Below are 16,634 nucleotides of genomic sequence, written 5' to 3'. Positions count from 1 at the left end.
GACACGTCCCTGGGGGACACTGGAGAACATGGAGTTCGGCGGAACCGTGCCCATGGACGCTCCCGATCCGGGCATCGCGTCCGACGCCCGGCTGCGCGCCGTTTCGTTCCCGGTGTTCCAGCTCCGGCCGCAGCGCTCGCTCACTCGCGTCCCGATCACAGGGTTCACCGAGTCAGGCGGGATGAACGGCCTGGGCGAGCTGTCCGTGCAGTTCACCTACACGCTGTGGCGGTATCCCGACGATCGCTCCGACCCGCGGAACGAGGTCGAGCTGGATGACCGGACCCGACGCGCGATCGAGGAAGAGCCGCCGTGGGGCCGACCCGCCTGGCTGCGGGAGCAGGCGCGGATCTTCCTTTATCCGATGCTGTGGGAAGCGACCCGGACGGCGTGGCACGCGTCACCCGACCGCGATCGGCATTCCCTCTCGCAGCAGCTTGTGGACCACACGAATCACGTCCTGCGGAACAGCTTCCGTGAGGAACTCGGGCTTCCGGCCGGCCCCACGACGTCGGAGGGGTGGAGGGTGAAAGCGAGCGCGGTCGCCGATTCCTCGATCAGCGTGAACGGAGAAGAACGTCCGGGCGTGCACATCGACACCGACCCGTTCGTCTACGCCGTCGGCTTCCGCGTGGACGAACACGTCGTCTGCACCTCTGTCCTGCCCCGGGACGCCCTGCCGTTCCTCGACCTCTCTCTGGTCCGCGTCGAGACGGAGCTCAGCCGCGCCGCGCCAGAGCCTCGAGCGCCGCGCCCGTGACGCGCCGCGTCGTCCACTCCTCCATGGCTTCGGCGCCGAGGGCGCGGTAGAACCCGATCGCGGGCTCGTTCCAATCCAGGACCGTCCACTCCAGGCGCGGATACCCGCGTTCGAGGCACTCGGCGGCGAGCGCCGACAACAGCGCCACGCCGTACCCGTTCGACCGGTACCGCTCGTGCACGTAGAGGTCTTCCAGCCAGATGCCGTGGCGCCCGGTCCACGTCGAGTAGGTGAGGAACCAGATCGCGATGGCGCGGATCTCGCCGTCCCCGCCGTCCACGACGAACGCGAACGCGCGCGGGTCGTCGCCGAAGAGCGTTTCGGCGAGCATCTCGACCGTGTTGTCCACGGCATCCGGTTCGCGTTCGTAGTCGGCGAGCGCCTGAATGCACGCGAGGATGCCGGCCTCATCGCCGGGGCGGGCCCGGCGCAGCACGGCGCCGTCGGTCAGGTCGGTCATGGCTGAGCCTCCCAGCTCTCGGTCGCGACGCGGCGGAAATTTCCGCCCAGCACCGCCGCGATGTCGTCTTCTCTCCAGCCGCGCCCGCGCAGCGTCGCCCCGAGGCCGATGAAGGTCTCGGGCGGCATCCATTCCACCGGTCCCCACGCCGTGTAGCTGGCGTCGTAGAGCGCCGGGCTGTGAGCGAGGGTCGTCTGGAACGTCTCCCAGTCGAACGAGAAGTCCGTACTCACTCCGACGTGACGGATGCCGACGAGCTCCACGGCGTACTCGATGTGGCGCACCATCGCGTCGAGCGTAGGCGTGTTGGGGCCGAGGAAGATACCGACGCCGGTGATGCCGACGACTCCCCCGGTGTCGGCGGCGGCGCGTGCCTGGTCGTCGGTGATGTTGCGGGGGTGGTCCCACACGGCTCTCAGGCACGAGTGGCTGAACACCACCGGCCGGGTCGACACGGCGCACATGTCGAGAGAGGTCCGGGCGCCCACGTGCGAACCGTCGGGCACCATTCCCCGACGGTTCAGCTCGGCGATGAGGTCACGCCCCCACCGGGTGAGGCCGGGGTCGTCGGCATCCAGGCATCCGCCCCCGGCCGCGTTGGCGTAGTTGTAGACCGGCCCGAGCGTGCGCACGCCCTGCGCGACGAGGGGCGCGACGGCGTCGAGGTCGCCGCCGAGCGGAGCGCAGTCCTCGAGGTCGAACACGATCGCCGTGTCGCCCGCGGCGGCGATCCGGTCGACGTCGGCGACCGACTCGGCGAGCTCCAGCCCGTCGATCCCGGTCACCTGCGCGCGGAAAGCCCGGAGGAGGGAGGCCGTGACCTCGGGCCCGTGCGGGGCGTAACCGACGTTGAGCGACACCAATCCGCCGCCGGCCGGACGGTAGCGCTGCAGCTCCGCCAGGTCAGCGGTCTCGACGAGCTCGGCGCACGCGTGCTGGTCCCACAGCATCGGTCAGGCGCCCGTGCGGGCGGAGAGCGCCGGGTCGAGGGCCTCGCGCTCGTCGAAGACGAAGCACTCGCCGTCCCAGTGCGCGTCGCCCTGGTCAGCGAACCAGCCGAGGACGCCGCCGTCGAGCTGGTACGCGTCGAGCCCCTCGTCGCGGAGGTACAGCGCCGCCTTCTCGCAGCGGATCCCGCCCGTGCAGAAGCTGACGACGGTCTTGCCCGCGAGCTCGTCGCGGTGGGTGCTCGCGGCATCCGGGAACTGGGTGAAGCGCTCGATGCGCCAGTCCTTCGCCCCCGCGAACGTGCCGTAGTCGACCTCGAACGCGTTGCGCGTATCGACGAGGACGACCTCGCGACCCTCGTCGTCGGTCCCCCGGTCGAGCCAGCGGCGCAGCGTCGCCGGCGACACGGCGGGCGCGCGCCCGTCCTGCGGGCGCACCTCGGGGCGATCCATGCGGATGATCTCGCGCTTGACCTTCACCAGAAGACGCCCGAACGGCACGGTCTCCGACCAGCTCTCCTTCGCGGCGAGGGGCGCGAACCGCGCGTCGGCGCGCAGATCGTCGAGGAAGCCGCGCACCGCATCGGGCTCGCCCGCGAGGAAAAGGTTGACGCCTTCTTCCGCGAGCAGGATCGTGCCGCGTAGTCCCGCCGCCGCCGCGCGCGCCTTGAGCACCGGGCGCAGCGCCGCGGGGTCGTCGATCCGTGTGAAGAGATACGCCGAGACGTTGAGGACGGATGCCGCGGATGCCATGGCATCCAGGGTACGCAGAGCGCAAGGCCGCCCGATCCCACCGCAGCGCTCGGTAGCGTTGCAGGACCGCTTCCCTGGAGGTGCCGTGCCCGAAGGTCCCACCGTGTCGATCGTGATCCCCGTCCGCGACGACGCCGTCCCCCTCGCCGCCTGCCTGCAGGCCCTCGCCGCTCAGTCGCGCCCCGCCGACGAGATCGTCGTCGTCGACAACGCGTCCCGCGACGACAGCGCGGCCGTTGCCCGAGCCGCTGGGGCCCGGGTGGTGTTCTGCGGCGAGCCCGGCATCCCCGTTGCCGCGGCGACCGGGTACGACGCGGCCCGCGGCGACCTCGTCCTGCGGCTGGATGCCGACAGCCTCCCGGGCAGCGGGTGGGTCGCGAGCATGGTCGACGCCCTCTCGGATCCGGAGGTGGATGCCGTCACCGCCGGCGCCGTCTTCCACGACGGTCCCGAACGTCAGCGTCGGCCGATGGCCTGGGCGTTCCTCGGGACCTACACCGCGTTCGCGTACCCGGCCCTCGGTCACGCCCCGCTGTGGGGATCGAACATGGCGTTCCGCCGCCGGGCCTGGCAGAGCGTGCGCGATCGAGTGCACCTCGACCCGCGCCTGCACGACGACCTCGACCTGGCGTTCCACCTCGGCGAGGATCACCGGATCCGCATCGTGCCGGGCCACCACCAGATGCGCGTCTCCTCCCGCACGGTGCGGCCGCGACGGTTCGCGAGGAGTTTCTCCCGCGGCATGGGCACGGTGTTCGCGCACTGGCCGCGCGAGATCCCCCCGCTCCGGTGGGCGCGACGGCTGCGGCGGCGCGGCTGATGGCGGCGGTGCTCTTCCCGAACGTGGATGCCCCCGACCTGCACGTGATGAGCTTCAACATCCGACGGCGGTTCGAGCGGATCACGTGGCCCTCCGACGACCGATGGGGTCTGCGCAAGCAACGCCTGCGCGTGTTCCTCGGCGCGAACAAGCCCCACGTGCTGGGGTCGCAGGAGGCCCTCCCCGATCAAGCCCGCTGGGTGCAGGATTCCCTGGGCACGACGTACGGCCGGGTCGGGCTCGGCCGCGGACGCGACCGCGGCGGCGAGGGCACGCCGATCTTCTACGACCGCGACCGCCTCGAGCTGCTGGACTGGAGGCAGACAGCGCTGTCCGACACCCCCGCGGTCGACGGGTCGACGGGGTGGGGCAACACCATCCCCCGCATCGCCGTCATCGCGCGCTTCCGCGACATCGAGACCACCGCGCCGTTCGTCTTCGTCAACAGCCACTTCGACGCGTTCTCCCACCGAGCCCGCCGCCGGTCGGCGCGCTGGCTGTCCGACCTCGTCGCGGGAGAGGATCTGCCGCTGGTGTTCACCGCCGACGTCAACGCCCCCGTCCGTTCCGCCGAGCTGTCGGCGATGTTCGCCGAAGGGCACCTCGTCGACACGTGGTCGTACGCCCCGGTGCGCCGGACCGCCGAGTGGGGGACGTTCAACAACTACCGCCGACCGAAGCTCGGCGCGCGCCGCATCGACGCGATCCTCTCGACCCCCGACGTCGGAGTGCGAGGCGTGGGCATCGACCCGCGTCCCACGGGAACGAGCTGGCCCTCGGATCACCTCCCGGTCCAGGCCGTAGTGCGGATCCCGGTTCCGGGGGCCCGATGATCCGCGCCATGTACGCGAACCTGAAGCGACCGCCCCGAACCGCGGTGGAGTGGATCGCGGATGCCGTCCGCGCCGTGGCGATCCTCACGGTCGTCGTGTCGACGTTCACGCTCCCGGCGACCGACACCGCGGTGCTGTCGATGGCCCTGCCCGCCGTCATGCTCTCGCGCATGCTGGGGCTCCGCTCGGGGCTGGACCTCGTGACCTGCGTCACGGTCTTCGTCGCCGCCGGTAGCAACGTGATCGATCTGTACCGTTCCTGGACGGGGTGGGATCTCGTGGTCCACGCGGCGTGCACGGGCGTTCTCGCTGCCGTCGCCCTGGTCGTCCTCCACGACACCGGGGTCCTCGCCCCGACCGGCCGGCGTCGCACACCGATCGTCGTGGCGACGGTCGCAGGACTTGCCCTCAGCGCGGTGTGGGAGATGGTGGAGTGGTTCGGCTACCGCTTCCTCACCGACAGCATCTTCGTCACCTACGACGACACGATCGGCGACATGGCCGCGGGCGGGATCGGCGCTCTCGTCGTCGGCATCCTGGCATCCCGGTTCCGGCTGACCCGGGGCGACCGCGCGACGCTGTGAGCGCGCGGTCGCCCCGGGACGGCGTCAGATACGGCCGGCGATGTCGCGACCCACGAGGTCGCCGTCGGGGTTCGGCTCGCTGAGCTGCTCGCCCGGAGCGGTCGCGTCCGCCAGCGGCGGCAGCGCCGCCTCAAGGCGGGCGCCGATTTCGGCATCCACGTTCTTCCAGTACTGCACGGCACGGGCCCGCACGTCCGGGCGGGTGACCCCGCCGACGTGACCGGTGATCGTCTCGACGAGACGGTCGCGCTGCTCGGCCGACATGACCTCGCGGACGAGTGTTCCCGCCTGACCGAAGTCGTCGTCCTCGGGGTGCAGAGTCGCCGCGGAGCGGACGAGCTCGCCGTCGCTCTGCCACCCGCCGTCGCCCGTCCGGCGCGGGTCGGCCGCGGGACCGCCGAGCGAGTTCGGCGCGTAGACAGGGACCTCGGGCGGGTTGTACTCGTACCGCATCGCGCCCTCCTTGGAGTAGGAGTGCACCTCGGTGTGGGGACGGTTCACCGGCAGCTGCTGGTAGTTCGTCCCGACGCGGTAGCGGTGCGCGTCGGCGTAGCTGAAGATGCGGGCCTGCAGCATCTTGTCGGGGCTGCCGTCGATGCCGGGCACGAAGTTCGACGGCTCGAACGTCGCCTGCTCGATCTCGGCGAAGTAGTTGCCCGGGTTGCAGTTGAGCTCCATCGTGCCGACCTCGATCTCGGGGTAGTCGCTGTGCGGCCACACCTTCGTCAGGTCGAACGGGTTGAAGCGGTAGGTCTTGGCATCCTCGTACGGCATGATCTGCACCTTGAGGGTCCACGTGGGGAACTCGCTGCGCTCGATCGCGGCGTACAGGTCGCGGATGTGGAAGTCCGCGTCCTGACCGGCGATCTGATCGGCCTCGTCCTGCGAGAGGGTCTTATGGCCCTGATCGGTGTGGAAGTGGTACTTCACCCAGAACCGCTCGCCCTCGGCGTTGATCCACTGGTACGTGTGCGACCCGTACCCGTTCATGTGCCGCCAGGAGGCCGGGATGCCACGGTCGCCCATGAGCCACGTGACCTGATGGGCGCTCTCGGGCGAGAGGGTCCAGAAGTCCCACTGCATCGTGTTGTCGCGCAGGTGGCTGCCGGGGAGGCGCTTCTGCGACCGGATGAAGTCGGGGAACTTGATGCCGTCCTTGACGAAGAAGACGGGCGTGTTGTTGCCGACGAGATCGTAGTTGCCCTCGGTCGTGTAGAACTTCAGCGCGAATCCGCGGGGGTCGCGCCACGTGTCGGGGCTGCCCTGCTCGCCCGCGACGGAGGAGAAGCGCGCGAGCATCTCGGTCTCGGCGCCGCGCTGGAACAGTGCCGCACGCGTGTAGGCCGACACGTCTCCGGTGGTGCGGAAGGTGCCGAACGCCCCGCCGCCCTTGGCATGCACCACGCGCTCGGGCACGCGCTCGCGGTTGAACTGCGCGAGCTTCTCGATGAGGTAGTGGTCGGTCAGGGAGATGGAGCCGTCGGCTCCCACGCTCTGCGAGTGCTCGTCGCTGGCGACGGGCGCTCCGTTGTTGGCGGTGGTGGGGGTGGTCATGGCGCTCCTCACGTCCGGGGAATCGGTGGGATCCTTCGACGCTACGCAGGGCGTCCGACATGGGCGACCTGTTTCGCTTCGCGGCCCGGTCGCCTACCGTCCGGCACCTGTCAATCCCCCACGGGCCGCCCGGACGCCTCGCGAGCATGGCGGGACCGAAAGAGAGGACCGCATCATGTCGAAGGATCTGTCGAAGGGCGACCGCGTCAGCTGGGACACGTCCCAGGGCCGCACGCAAGGCGAGGTGGTGGAGAAGAAGACGAAGGACTTCCAGCACGACGGCCAGAAGTTCACGGCCTCCGACGACGACCCGGCCTACATCGTGAAGTCCGAGAAGACCGACGCCACGGCCGCCCACAAGGGCTCCGCGCTCCGCAAGCTGAAGGGCTGACCTGTGCCGAACTCCTGAGTCATCGCCGCACATCGCCCACCGACGCCGCAGGGGCCGGGTGCCGCGCCGGTTTCTCAGGAGTTCGGCCCGCGCCCGCCCCCGGCGCCCAGCCCGTCGAGAAGACCGGTGCGCCGCACTATCCCGCGGCGTCCCTCCGCTTGCGCATCTGCGCGAGCGCGAGGGACAACCGATGGTTGCCGGCGAGAACGTCCTCGTGGCGCTCGAGGAAGGCCCAGTAGGCCTCGGTGAAGACCGAGTCCTTGGCATCCTGGGCCGACGGCCACCACGAGCCCATCTTCTGCAGGTACGCCCCACCCGAGACGTACGGCTTGGTCGCGACGAAGCCGCCGTCGGCGTACTGGCTCATGCCCATGACGTTGGGCACCATCACCCAGTCGTACGCATCGACGAACAGCGCGAGGAACCAGGCGTTGACCTGGCGCGGCGCATACCCCTGCAGCAGGAACCAATTGCCCAGCACCATGAGCCGCTCGATGTGGTGCGCGTAACCCCAGCGGTGCACGCGCTCGAGCACGGTCCGCACCGGCACCGGCAGCTCGGACGGCATCCGCTCCCCCGAGTACCAGTACTTCTCCACGCGTTTCTCGAGGTGCAGGGCGTTCACGCGCTCGAGCTTCGGGTGCGCCCGGTACATGCCCCGCATGTACTCGCGCCAGCCGATCACCTGGCGCACGAACCCCTCGACGGATGCCAACGGCGCGTCGGTCCGCGTGACGGCGGCGATCACCTCCTCGACGGTGAGCAGGCCGATGTTGAGCATCGGCGAGATCACGGCATGGAAGAGGAAGGGCTCGTCGGCCCGCATCGCGTCCTCGTACCGGCCGAAGTCGGCGAGGCGCTCGGCGACGAAGACGTCGAGCCACGCGCGGGCGTCATCCGGGGTGACGGGGAGCCAGAAGTCCGTCGCCGCGCCGGGGTGGTCGGGGAAGCGTTCGTCGACCTCGGCGATGACTTCCCGGGTGATCTCGTCGTGCTCGAGCTGCGGAAGCGGGGGGATCTCCACCCCCTTCTTCGGCAGCGGCTTGCGGTTGTCGGCGTCGAAGTTCCACCGTCGCCCCGCGGGCTTCCCGCCATCCATCAGGATGCCGGTGCGTCGACGTTGCCAGTGGTAGAAGTCCTCCATCAGGGGCGTGGGGTGCTCCGCGAACCACGCGTCGACCTCCTCTTCGGGCGTGAGGAACAGCCCGTCGGGAAGGATGTCGGTCGCGACGCCGTGTGCTTCGCACAGCCGGGCGATGCGCTCGTCGACCGGCCGGTTGGGGTCGCTCATCCACGTCAGTTCGGTCACCCGGTGCTCCATCAGGAGGCGCGTGAGACCCGCGGCGAACCCCAGGTCGTCCTCGAGCGCGATCCTCCGCACCGTGCGGCCCTCGGCCTCAAGTCGCGCGGCTGTGTGGCGCATCGCCGAGACCAGCAGGACGATCTTGTGCCGGTGGTAGGGCAGTTTCGCGAACCGTGGCGCCGACTCGATGAAGAAGAACTCCTCCACGTCGTCCGCGGCGAACGCCGGATGCTCCGCGAACTGCTGTGTCGCGAGGATCAGCGCCGCCTTCATGAGCGCCGCCGCTGCGTGGCCGCTTTCGCACGGCATCCGCGCGAGCAGTACCGGACCTCGTCCCACTGGTCGCGCCCGCTCCAGCGCTTGCGATCGGAGAAAGGCCTGCCGCAGTGGGCGCAGGGTTTGGTCCGCAACGGAGGTCGTGCCATGGCGTCATGGTGCCAGCACGCGCTCCCGCGGATTCGGGGCTTGCGCCCTGCACACCGACCGCTCCCGCGCAAGGGTCGTGCGCTCATCGCGCGAGGCTAGTCGGGTGGATGCCATGACCTCCACACCCGACAATGCCGACAGCCCCGACGAGCTCGAAACGGCTGACGCCCCGAGCCTGCCCTCGACCACGGACGATTCCGACGACGCGCCCGTCGACAACCCCGCGGGCTGACGCCGAACGGCCTGTCCGCCGGTCAGGCGGGCAGGTCGAACTTCTCGTTCTCGCCGCGCGGGCGCTCACCGGTGACCTTGGATGTCACGAGGGCCACCGCCGTCGCGATGCGCCCGCCGGCGCTCCCCCAGTACTCGCCGCTCAACGCCGACACCTTCAGGAGGGTCACGCCGGGCGACTCCGGGCCGTCGGGGAACCATGCCTCGACGCTCGTGGACCACAGATCCTTCAGCTTCTCCAGGTCGTCGATCACCTCGGCCTCGCCGGCGAGCGAGAGCCACAGTCCGTCGGAGCTGAACGACAGCCCGACCTTCGGGTCGAGCCGGACGTTCTCGACGGCGGAAGCATGCGTCCCGACGATAAACCACAGGTCGCCGTCAGACTCCGTCTCCTGCACCGTGAGCGGGTGGGCGTGCAAATCCCCCTCCGTCGTCCGCGTCGTGAGCATCGCGAAGCGGAACTTCTTCAGCAGGTCGTTGAGCGTGTCGAGTTCAGACGTGGTGCCGGTCATGGAGTCATCCTCTGTTCGATGGGGCGGCTTCAGCCCAGCCTCTGGAACGGCCGCCCGCTACCGGTTGACGCCGCGGTCGGGGTCTGCTCTCACGAGACCCTTAGGTCTGCGGCGTGTTCCGTGCTACCGTGGAGTATTCGTTCTGGGACTTGCTTCATCGACGTCCGCCTCATCGCTGAGATGCCGGGCGCACGGCACCGAGCCGTTGTCGATGCGATTCCCTCCTCATCTCCGCGCGACCTGCACGGAAGCGACCTTCGGTCGCTCCTCGGTCGCGGAAAGTTTGCGTGTCTGTTCTGCTCCCCCCGCCCTTGTCGTGGCGACAGGCCGATCTCGACGTTTTCGTCGCGACGGCTGACTCGGCATACGCCGGTTTCGTCGGCGCCGTCCCCGAGGGCTTCGAAGCCCAGGGGCCGCGCGGCGAAGATCTCGGCATCCACGACTCCGTCGACGCGGCCCGCGCCGCGATCGACGTTCACCGACTCCGCACGACCCTCCCGGTCGCGCGGCGCCCACGTCCGCTCCGCATGCGTCGGAGCGGCGCCCACGGTCGCAACAGCGGCCCGAAAAGAAAAAGGAAGAACACGATGGCCACTGGCACCGTGAAATGGTTCAACTCCGAGAAGGGCTACGGGTTCATCGCACCCGACGACGGCTCGGCCGACCTGTTCGCGCACTTCAGCGCGATCCAGGGCAATGGCTTCAAGGAGCTGCAGGAAGCACAGAAGGTCGAATTCGACGCTGAGCAGGGCCCCAAGGGCATGCAGGCGGCGAACATCCGCCCCCTCTGAGCTCACGCTCCTCAGCGAAGGCCGGGTAGGCCGCTTCGGCGGGCTCCCGGCCTTCGCCGTTCCCCGCAACGCGGTACCCGACGAACGATGCGGCGGTGTCCGCGAGGTGTCGACTTCCGGTGAGTATGCCGTGCATGAGGTCGTATACCGGCACCCTTATGGACTCCCCCGTAGTGTGGGCCACAGCCCGGGTAAACGCCTCGGTTCCCGACTTCGGTCATCACCGCGAGGAGCATCTTCATCGCCTCCACCATCGTCGAGTCCCGTCTCGGCCCCGTTCGTCAGACCTATTCCGGCACCACCGAATTCCCCCCGATCGCCAAGGCCTACACGGAGCTGTCGCAGGTCGTTCGCGAGAGCGGGTTCCTCGCCCGCACCCCCGTCTTCTACTCCCTCGTCGGCGCCGCGATCGTGCTCGGCTTCGGCGGAGCGATCACCGGTTTCATCCTTCTCGGCGACAGCTGGTTCCAGCTGCTCATCGCCGCAGCCCTCGGCATCCTGTTCACGCAGGTCGCTTTCCTCGCCCACGAGGCCAATCACCGCCAGATCTTCACCTCCGGTCGCGCCAATGACCGCCTGGCGCTGTGGATCGGTAACGGCATCGTCGGCATGAGCCAGTCGTGGTGGGCCACCAAGCACACGCGTCACCACGCCAACCCCAACCGCGTCGGCAAAGACCCCGACATCGAGATCGACACGATCTCCTTCCTCGACGAGGACGCCGCCACCGCTCGCGGCCTGCGCCGCTGGATCACGCTTCGCCAGGGGTGGCTGTTCTTCCCGCTCCTGACGCTCGAGGGACTGAACCTGCACGCCCTCGCGTTCCGTCACCTGCTCTCGCGCGGCGAGGTCAAGGGACGCTGGACCGAGCTGGCGCTGCTCACCCTGCGCTTCGCCGTGTTCGTGGCCCCCGTGTTCATCTTCCTGCCCGTCGGGATGGCGTTCGCCTTCCTCGGCGTGCAGCTGGCCGTCTTCGGCGTGTACATGGGCGCCTCGTTCGCCCCGAACCACAAGGGCATGGCCGTCATCGCACCCGGTGCCAAGCTCGACTTCTTCAGCAAGCAGGTCTACACCTCGCGCAACATCGCCGGCGGGTGGTGGGCGACCTGGCTCATGGGCGGCCTGAACTACCAGATCGAGCACCACCTCTTCCCGAACATGCCGCGGCCCTATCTCAGCCGCACGCGCGAGATCGTGCGCGAGCACTGCGAGACCCTGGGCGTGCCGTATGTCGAGACGTCGCTCCTGCAGTCCTACGGCATCGTCATCAGGTACCTCAACGAGGTGGGCCTGGCCGCGCGTGACCCGTTCGAGTGCCCCATGACCTCGGCCGCACGCCGCGTCTGACCCACGCTCGACACGTCGGCGCCGACTCCGGATTCCGGGGTCGGCGCCGTCTTTTCGTCCGCCCGTGTCAACCGCGGGCGTCTGCATGCGGCGTCGGGCATTCGTCGCCGGCATCCGTTGCTCGCTCGAAATGCCAGCGCTCGTTGGCGTAGGTCTGGCACAGCCCCCACCGGCGACCGTGCTCCATCAGCCACAGCTGGGCGTCCAGGGAGCCGATATCGACCGCGTGCCCGGTGACGTGGCTGGAGCGCTCGGGAGAGGCGACGTACTCGCGCGCCACGTCTTCGCTGCCGTAGGTGCGGATCGCGTCGTCGAGGAGCCAGCGCTGGTACGCGACACTGCGCCAGCCGCTGGTGACGTCGAAGACGACGCCGTCCTCGGCCGCCGCGTTCTGTGCATCACGGAGGGCATCGCGCAACGCAGGGTCCAGTTTCGTCATCGCGACGTGGGTATCGTCGTCGACCGAGAGCGGCGCTCCTTCCTCGATCACGCCGTCGGTCTCCGTGGGCGAGAAGGACACGCCGGCCACGACGCGCGCGGTGAACGACGAGGCGGTCGTGGATGCCAACAGGACGGCGACGAGGATCATGAGGACGGCGAGGCCGCCGCCGACCGCGAGGAGTGCGAGGCCGCGACGCGTGGTGGACGCGGTGGACGAGGATGCCATGTCCCCAGTGCAGCGTCTGCGGCGTTGCGGTCGCGTATGTCGCGGGCGATACGCGGACGATAGGCGCCGACGTCGCGGGTGTCAGCGACCGGGAGCGCGCGACACCTCGTGCCGTCGCACGTCGTGGATGCCACCGTCGGCGAGGGTGGCGGTCATCAACGTGCACGCGGGCTGACGGCGGCGATCGGTCGGCGAACCCGGATTGAGGAGGCGCAGGCCGCGAGGTGTCACGGTGTCCCACGGGATGTGGCTGTGGCCGAAGACGAGGAGGTCGGTGTCGGGGAAGGCGGCATCCATCCTCGTCTCCCGCCCGACCGCCGGCCCGGTCTCGTGGACGACCGCGATCCGCACGCCCTCGATCTCGGCGCGCGCCACCTCGGGCAGCCGGGAGCGGAGATCGGCGCCATCGTTGTTGCCCCACACCCCCAGCACCGGACCGAGGGCGCTCAGCTCATCGAGCACGGCCGCGTCGACCCAGTCACCGGCGTGCACGATGAGATCCGCATCGGATGCCGCGAGCAGAACCGCCTTCGGTAGTACCCGCGCGCGTGTGGGCACATGGGTGTCGGCCAGGAGCAGCAGTCGGGTCGCCATGACCCCACGCTACTTACACCCGCAATACACGTCCCCGCCTACGATGACGGCATGCGCGTGCTGATCGTCGAGGACGAGCCCTTCCTCGCCGAGGCGATCCGTGACGGTCTCCGTCTGGAGGCCATCGCCGCGGACATCGCGAGCGACGGCCACACCGCCCTCGACCTCCTGAGCTACACGTCGTACGACGTCGTCGTGCTCGACCGTGACATCCCGGGGCCGAACGGCGACGAGATCGCCCGCGACCTGTCGACCCGGCCGGCGGGCCCGCGTGTTCTGATGCTCACCGCCGCCGACCGCCTCGACGACAAGGCCTCGGGGTTCGAGAACGGCGCGGACGACTACCTCACGAAACCGTTCGTGCTGCGCGAGCTCGTCCTACGGCTGCGGGCTCTTGCGCGTCGGCCCGCCGCCTCGACCCCACCGGTCCTCGAGCAGCACGGCATCCGGCTCGATCCGTTCCGTCGCGAGGTGTATCGCGACGGTCGCTACGTCTCTCTCACGCGCAAGCAGTTCGCGGTCCTGCAGGTGCTGATGAGCGCCGGGGGCGGGGTGGTCAGCGCCGAGACCCTTCTGGAGCGGGCGTGGGACGAGAACGCCGACCCGTTCACGAACGCCGTGCGCATCACGATTTCGACGCTGAGGAAGCGTCTCGGGGAGCCCTGGCTCATCCAGACGGTCGCGGGCGTCGGCTACCGGATGGGTCCCGCCGATGCGTGAGCGAGCCCCGGGTCTCTCGGTCCGGCTGAAGCTCACGCTGAGCTACGCCGTGTTCGTGGTCCTCGTCGGCGCGGCGGTGTTCGCGCTGGGGTTCCTCGTGCTGCGATTCGTACCCGAGGGCAACCTGTTCTCCGACAGCGGCGCCTTCACGCCCGCACGCCGCGACCTCATCGAGGCGTTTGTCCGCTACGCCTGGTTCACCGTCGCGGGTCTCGCTGTCGTCGGGCTCGGGGGCGGTTGGATCGTTTCGGGACTGATGCTTCGCCCGCTCACGAGGATCGCCGACGTTGCGCGGGCCGTCCGCGACGGCGATCTCTCGCGCCGCGTCGACCTCGACGGGCGCCGCGACGAGCTCACCGATCTGGCGGACACGTTCGACGCGATGCTCACCCGCGTCGCCGCGACCCTGGACGAACAGCAGCGCTTCGCGGCGAACGCCTCGCACGAGCTGCGCACCCCGCTGGCGACCATGCGAACGCTGCTCGAGGTCGCGCGGGCGGACCCGGCCGCGGTCGATCTGCCCGTCCTTCTGCACCGGCTCGACGTCACCAACGAGCGCGCCATCCGCCTCACCGAGGCTCTGCTCGCACTGGCCCGCGCGTCGCGGGGCGGTGCACTCTCGCACGACGCCGTCGACATGGGCGCCCTCGTCGCGTCGGTCGTGGCCGAGGAGCGCCCCCACGCCGAGGAGTCCGGGGTCGATCTCGCGATGACGGAGTCCGCGGGGATCGTCGCCGACGTCGACGCTCTGCTCGCGCGCCAGGCGGTGACGAACCTCGTGCGCAACGCGGTCCTGCACAACGTCGCCGGTGGGTGGGTGCGTGTCGCCGTCGCCGCCGACGGCGGTTCGGTCGTCATGGACATCGCGAACACCGGCCCCGCGCTCTCGCGCGCACTCGTGGCGACACTCCCCGAGCCTTTCGTCCGGGGAGCCGGCCGCACCCGCACCGGAGCCGATGGCGCGGGTCTCGGGCTCGCCCTGGTGGCATCGATCGCGCGCGCTCATCGCGGAACCCTCGAACTGTGGCCGCGCGACGGCGGTGGACTCCACGCGCGGCTGCGGTTGCCGCGCTGACTCCCGTGCAGGGCGACCGGGCGGGCGTACGAGGCCTGGAGTCACCGCCGCGCGAGGAGCCGCACGATCACGACCACGACCGTGCCGATGAGGGCGCCCGTCGTATTGGCCACGACGTCACCCGCATCGGGAACACGACCCGGGATCACCGACTGCGCGATCTCCACCGCGAGCGAGACCGCGGCCCCCAGCACAACGGATGCCGGCGCCCACCGCAGCGGCAGCAGCATCGCCACCACGATTCCGAGCGGCACGAAGAAGGCCACGTTGAGCACGGTGTCCGCGTCCCCGCCCAGAAGCACGTCGTTCACTCGGGCGGGCAGGTGCGCGAGAGCATCCAGGAACAGGGAGCGGACGGGCCACGCGATGGTGCGCGGTGCCAGAGTCAGCCCCACCACCGCGGCGAGTACGGACGCCGCCACGAGCACGCGCGCGGGGGTGAATGAGGGGGCGGAACGATCGCGGTCATGCACGGGGAACCTCCGGAGGTCAGAAGACTCCATCCGATCGCGTCGGCCGTTGCGTCCGTGTCTGCGCGGAACGATAGACCCGCGATACGCCTCGCCCGGGTGCGAGGATGGATCGGTGACCCCCGATCGCCGCTCGCTCCTCCTCGCCCTCGTCGTCGATGCCGTCCTCATCGTCGTGTTCGCCGCGATCGGTCGGGCCACGCACGACGGCGATGTGCTCGGTCCCGCCGGCTCGGGGCTCGCCACGACGGCGTGGCCGTTCCTCGCGGCGATGCTGCTGGGCTGGATCGTCAGTCGGGGATGGCGTCGCCCCTTCGCACCCGTCCGCACGGGACTGCCCGTCTGGGGAGTGACGCTCGTCGCCGGCCTGCTGCTCCGGGCGCTCAGCGGTCAGGGGATCGCGGTGGCGTTCGTGATCGTCGCGGGGATCACGCTGCTGCTGTTCCTCGTCGGCTGGCGTGCGATCGCAGCGCTCGTGGCCCGCATCCGCGTCAGTCGGTCAGCGTGACGTCGACCTGGATCTCGGCCGCCAGGTTCTGAAGGTCCTCGACGAGGTCGTCGACTCGACCGTCCTCGCCCAGCGTCGCGGTCAGCGACGCCTCGAACAGACGGCCGCCCGCCATCGCGGCATCCGTCGTCTGCGTCGACATCCGCTCGATACTCGCGCCGCGCGCGCTCAGGGCACCGGTGATCTCCCGCACGATCCCGGGCCGGTCGTTGCCCATCACGGTCAACGCCACCGTCCGCGCCGCGGTCTCGCGCACGGTCGCCGGACCGTGCACCGTCACGCGCAGCGTCTCGGCGGACGCCTCGAGCGCGGCACGCAGGTCGTCCGCCCGTTCAGCGGCCACCGACACCTCGACGATGCCCGCGAACGCTCCGGCCAGTTCCGCCATCTCGCTCGTCTCCCAGTTGCCGCCGTGCGCATCGACGATGTCGGCGACGGATGCCACGAGGCCTGCACGGTCGTCGCCGACCAGGGTGATCACGAGAGTCGTCATGCTCGAAAGCGTAGCCACCGGGCCGCTGGTAGCGTGAGGGCTGGACCGATGAGAGGGGGCACGGGATGATCGCGTCGTTCCTGACCGCCCTGAACCTCCTCCTCGTCACCGCGGAGCTCGCGCTCACCCCCGACGGCGGCGCCTCCCCCGCACCTCTGCTCGCCCTGGCGTTGGCGGCCGCCGTGGTGCTGACGGTCGCCGTGGCCGTGCTGGTGTTCCGGCTCCTCACCGGCGCTCCCCCCGCTCGACCGACACGGCCCATCGACCCCTCCGCCCCGCTCGCGCAGAGCGATCCCGACGCCGCCGGGCACCCCCGCCCGCGAGCTCCCGGACGCGCGGCTCCGGCCGCGTAGAACGCCCGGGCGCCGTCGACGGCACCGCTGTGGCATCCCTTC

General features: G+C 70.0%; 22 protein-coding genes. 11 read left to right on the top strand and 11 right to left on the bottom strand.

Annotation, left to right across the window (positions count from 1 at the left end; translation table 11 throughout):
• The first annotated feature begins 28 nt into the window (after nucleotides 1-28).
• Nucleotides 29-760, top strand: a complete 732-nt coding sequence (locus tag ABC271_RS07605; protein WP_412924292.1) for a hypothetical protein — start codon at nucleotides 29-31, stop codon at nucleotides 758-760.
• Here the strand turns inward: ABC271_RS07605 and ABC271_RS07600 are convergent.
• Genes ABC271_RS07600 through ABC271_RS07590 form a run of 3 tightly spaced genes read right to left on the bottom strand, consistent with a single transcriptional unit; the run spans nucleotide 720 to nucleotide 2,920 of the window.
• The gene (locus ABC271_RS07600) at nucleotides 720-1,220 is read right to left on the bottom strand and encodes a GNAT family N-acetyltransferase (protein ID WP_412924291.1); all 501 of its coding nucleotides are present in this window, start codon (nucleotides 1,218-1,220) and stop codon (nucleotides 720-722) included. The two genes, ABC271_RS07605 and ABC271_RS07600, sit on opposite strands and share 41 nt — an antisense overlap.
• Nucleotides 1,217-2,170, bottom strand: coding sequence for a dipeptidase (locus ABC271_RS07595; RefSeq protein WP_412924290.1), 954 nt, complete (start codon nucleotides 2,168-2,170; stop codon nucleotides 1,217-1,219). Before ABC271_RS07595 ends, ABC271_RS07600 begins: the two co-directional genes overlap by 4 nt.
• A gap of 3 nt (nucleotides 2,171-2,173) precedes the next feature.
• Nucleotides 2,174-2,920, bottom strand: coding sequence for a sulfurtransferase (locus ABC271_RS07590; protein WP_412924289.1), 747 nt, complete (start codon nucleotides 2,918-2,920; stop codon nucleotides 2,174-2,176).
• 103 nt (nucleotides 2,921-3,023) lie between these two features.
• Here ABC271_RS07590 and ABC271_RS07585 point away from each other — a divergent pair, with 103 nt between their 5' ends.
• The 3 genes from ABC271_RS07585 to ABC271_RS07575 are packed head-to-tail and all read left to right on the top strand — an operon-like array spanning nucleotide 3,024 to nucleotide 5,157.
• Nucleotides 3,024-3,740 carry a glycosyltransferase family 2 protein gene (locus ABC271_RS07585; protein ID WP_412924288.1) on the top strand — a complete coding sequence of 239 codons (717 nt, stop codon included), beginning with the start codon at nucleotides 3,024-3,026 and terminating at the stop codon, nucleotides 3,738-3,740.
• Nucleotides 3,740-4,573, top strand: coding sequence for an endonuclease/exonuclease/phosphatase family protein (locus tag ABC271_RS07580; RefSeq protein ID WP_412924287.1), 834 nt, complete (start codon nucleotides 3,740-3,742; stop codon nucleotides 4,571-4,573). Before ABC271_RS07585 ends, ABC271_RS07580 begins: the two co-directional genes overlap by 1 nt.
• An 8-nt stretch (nucleotides 4,574-4,581) precedes the next feature.
• Complete coding sequence (locus tag ABC271_RS07575) at nucleotides 4,582-5,157, top strand: DUF2238 domain-containing protein (RefSeq protein ID WP_412924286.1); 576 nt, start codon at nucleotides 4,582-4,584, stop codon at nucleotides 5,155-5,157.
• A 24-nt stretch (nucleotides 5,158-5,181) separates the two neighbouring features.
• Here ABC271_RS07575 and ABC271_RS07570 read toward each other — a convergent pair whose 3' ends face one another.
• Nucleotides 5,182-6,711: a catalase gene (locus tag ABC271_RS07570; protein ID WP_412924285.1), complete on the bottom strand. Its 1,530-nt coding sequence runs from the start codon at nucleotides 6,709-6,711 to the stop codon at nucleotides 5,182-5,184.
• Between the two features lie 175 nt (nucleotides 6,712-6,886).
• Here ABC271_RS07570 and ABC271_RS07565 point away from each other — a divergent pair, with 175 nt between their 5' ends.
• Entirely contained in the window at nucleotides 6,887-7,102 is a 216-nt protein-coding gene (locus ABC271_RS07565; RefSeq protein ID WP_412924284.1) for a hypervirulence associated TUDOR domain-containing protein, read from the top strand.
• 136 nt (nucleotides 7,103-7,238) lie between these two features.
• On the opposite strand, the gene ABC271_RS07560 is transcribed toward ABC271_RS07565, so the two are convergent.
• From ABC271_RS07560 to ABC271_RS07550, 3 genes are all read right to left on the bottom strand, one after another.
• Nucleotides 7,239-8,678, bottom strand: coding sequence for a cryptochrome/photolyase family protein (locus ABC271_RS07560; RefSeq protein ID WP_412924283.1), 1,440 nt, complete (start codon nucleotides 8,676-8,678; stop codon nucleotides 7,239-7,241).
• Nucleotides 8,675-8,830, bottom strand: coding sequence for a DUF2256 domain-containing protein (locus ABC271_RS07555; RefSeq protein ID WP_412924282.1), 156 nt, complete (start codon nucleotides 8,828-8,830; stop codon nucleotides 8,675-8,677). The genes ABC271_RS07560 and ABC271_RS07555 overlap by 4 nt, the downstream gene beginning before the upstream one ends.
• 255 nt (nucleotides 8,831-9,085) lie before the next feature.
• Nucleotides 9,086-9,574 (bottom strand): pyridoxamine 5'-phosphate oxidase family protein, encoded by a 489-nt coding sequence (locus ABC271_RS07550; RefSeq protein WP_412924281.1) that lies wholly within the window; start codon nucleotides 9,572-9,574, stop codon nucleotides 9,086-9,088.
• A 587-nt stretch (nucleotides 9,575-10,161) separates the two neighbouring features.
• Here ABC271_RS07550 and ABC271_RS07545 point away from each other — a divergent pair.
• Both ABC271_RS07545 and ABC271_RS07540 read left to right on the top strand, forming a co-directional pair.
• Entirely contained in the window at nucleotides 10,162-10,365 is a 204-nt protein-coding gene (locus tag ABC271_RS07545) for a cold-shock protein (protein WP_026095524.1), read from the top strand.
• A 252-nt stretch (nucleotides 10,366-10,617) separates the two neighbouring features.
• Nucleotides 10,618-11,712, top strand: a complete 1,095-nt coding sequence (locus tag ABC271_RS07540; protein WP_412926118.1) for a fatty acid desaturase family protein — start codon at nucleotides 10,618-10,620, stop codon at nucleotides 11,710-11,712.
• A gap of 67 nt (nucleotides 11,713-11,779) precedes the next feature.
• On the opposite strand, the gene ABC271_RS07535 is transcribed toward ABC271_RS07540, so the two are convergent.
• Nucleotides 11,780-12,379, bottom strand: coding sequence for a M15 family metallopeptidase (locus ABC271_RS07535; RefSeq protein ID WP_412924280.1), 600 nt, complete (start codon nucleotides 12,377-12,379; stop codon nucleotides 11,780-11,782).
• Nucleotides 12,380-12,460: 81 nt separating this feature from the next.
• Nucleotides 12,461-12,973, bottom strand: coding sequence for a metallophosphoesterase family protein (locus ABC271_RS07530; protein WP_412924279.1), 513 nt, complete (start codon nucleotides 12,971-12,973; stop codon nucleotides 12,461-12,463).
• Between the two features lie 51 nt (nucleotides 12,974-13,024).
• Between ABC271_RS07530 and ABC271_RS07525 the strand changes: the two genes are divergently transcribed.
• Together ABC271_RS07525 and ABC271_RS07520 are read left to right on the top strand one after the other, a co-directional pair.
• Nucleotides 13,025-13,693: a response regulator transcription factor gene (locus ABC271_RS07525; RefSeq protein ID WP_412924278.1), complete on the top strand. Its 669-nt coding sequence runs from the start codon at nucleotides 13,025-13,027 to the stop codon at nucleotides 13,691-13,693.
• The gene (locus ABC271_RS07520; RefSeq protein WP_412924277.1) at nucleotides 13,686-14,768 is read left to right on the top strand and encodes a sensor histidine kinase; all 1,083 of its coding nucleotides are present in this window, start codon (nucleotides 13,686-13,688) and stop codon (nucleotides 14,766-14,768) included. Before ABC271_RS07525 ends, ABC271_RS07520 begins: the two co-directional genes overlap by 8 nt.
• A gap of 41 nt (nucleotides 14,769-14,809) precedes the next feature.
• On the opposite strand, the gene ABC271_RS07515 is transcribed toward ABC271_RS07520, so the two are convergent.
• Entirely contained in the window at nucleotides 14,810-15,241 is a 432-nt protein-coding gene (locus ABC271_RS07515; RefSeq protein WP_412924276.1) for a VanZ family protein, read from the bottom strand.
• Nucleotides 15,242-15,353: 112 nt separating this feature from the next.
• Here ABC271_RS07515 and ABC271_RS07510 point away from each other — a divergent pair, with 112 nt between their 5' ends.
• Complete coding sequence (locus ABC271_RS07510; protein WP_412924275.1) at nucleotides 15,354-15,746, top strand: DUF3054 domain-containing protein; 393 nt, start codon at nucleotides 15,354-15,356, stop codon at nucleotides 15,744-15,746.
• Here the strand turns inward: ABC271_RS07510 and ABC271_RS07505 are convergent.
• Nucleotides 15,730-16,239, bottom strand: a complete 510-nt coding sequence (locus ABC271_RS07505; RefSeq protein ID WP_412924274.1) for a glycine cleavage system transcriptional repressor — start codon at nucleotides 16,237-16,239, stop codon at nucleotides 15,730-15,732. The two genes, ABC271_RS07510 and ABC271_RS07505, sit on opposite strands and share 17 nt — an antisense overlap.
• Nucleotides 16,240-16,304: 65 nt before the next feature.
• On the opposite strand from ABC271_RS07505, the gene ABC271_RS07500 reads away from it, so the two are divergent.
• Complete coding sequence (locus ABC271_RS07500; RefSeq protein WP_412924273.1) at nucleotides 16,305-16,592, top strand: DUF6412 domain-containing protein; 288 nt, start codon at nucleotides 16,305-16,307, stop codon at nucleotides 16,590-16,592.
• Nucleotides 16,593-16,634 lie beyond the last annotated feature (42 nt).

It is taken from the genome of Microbacterium canaveralium (assembly GCF_047238045.1).
GTDB lineage: Bacteria > Actinomycetota > Actinomycetes > Actinomycetales > Microbacteriaceae > Microbacterium.
This window is presented reverse-complemented; position numbering and strand designations above follow the sequence as displayed.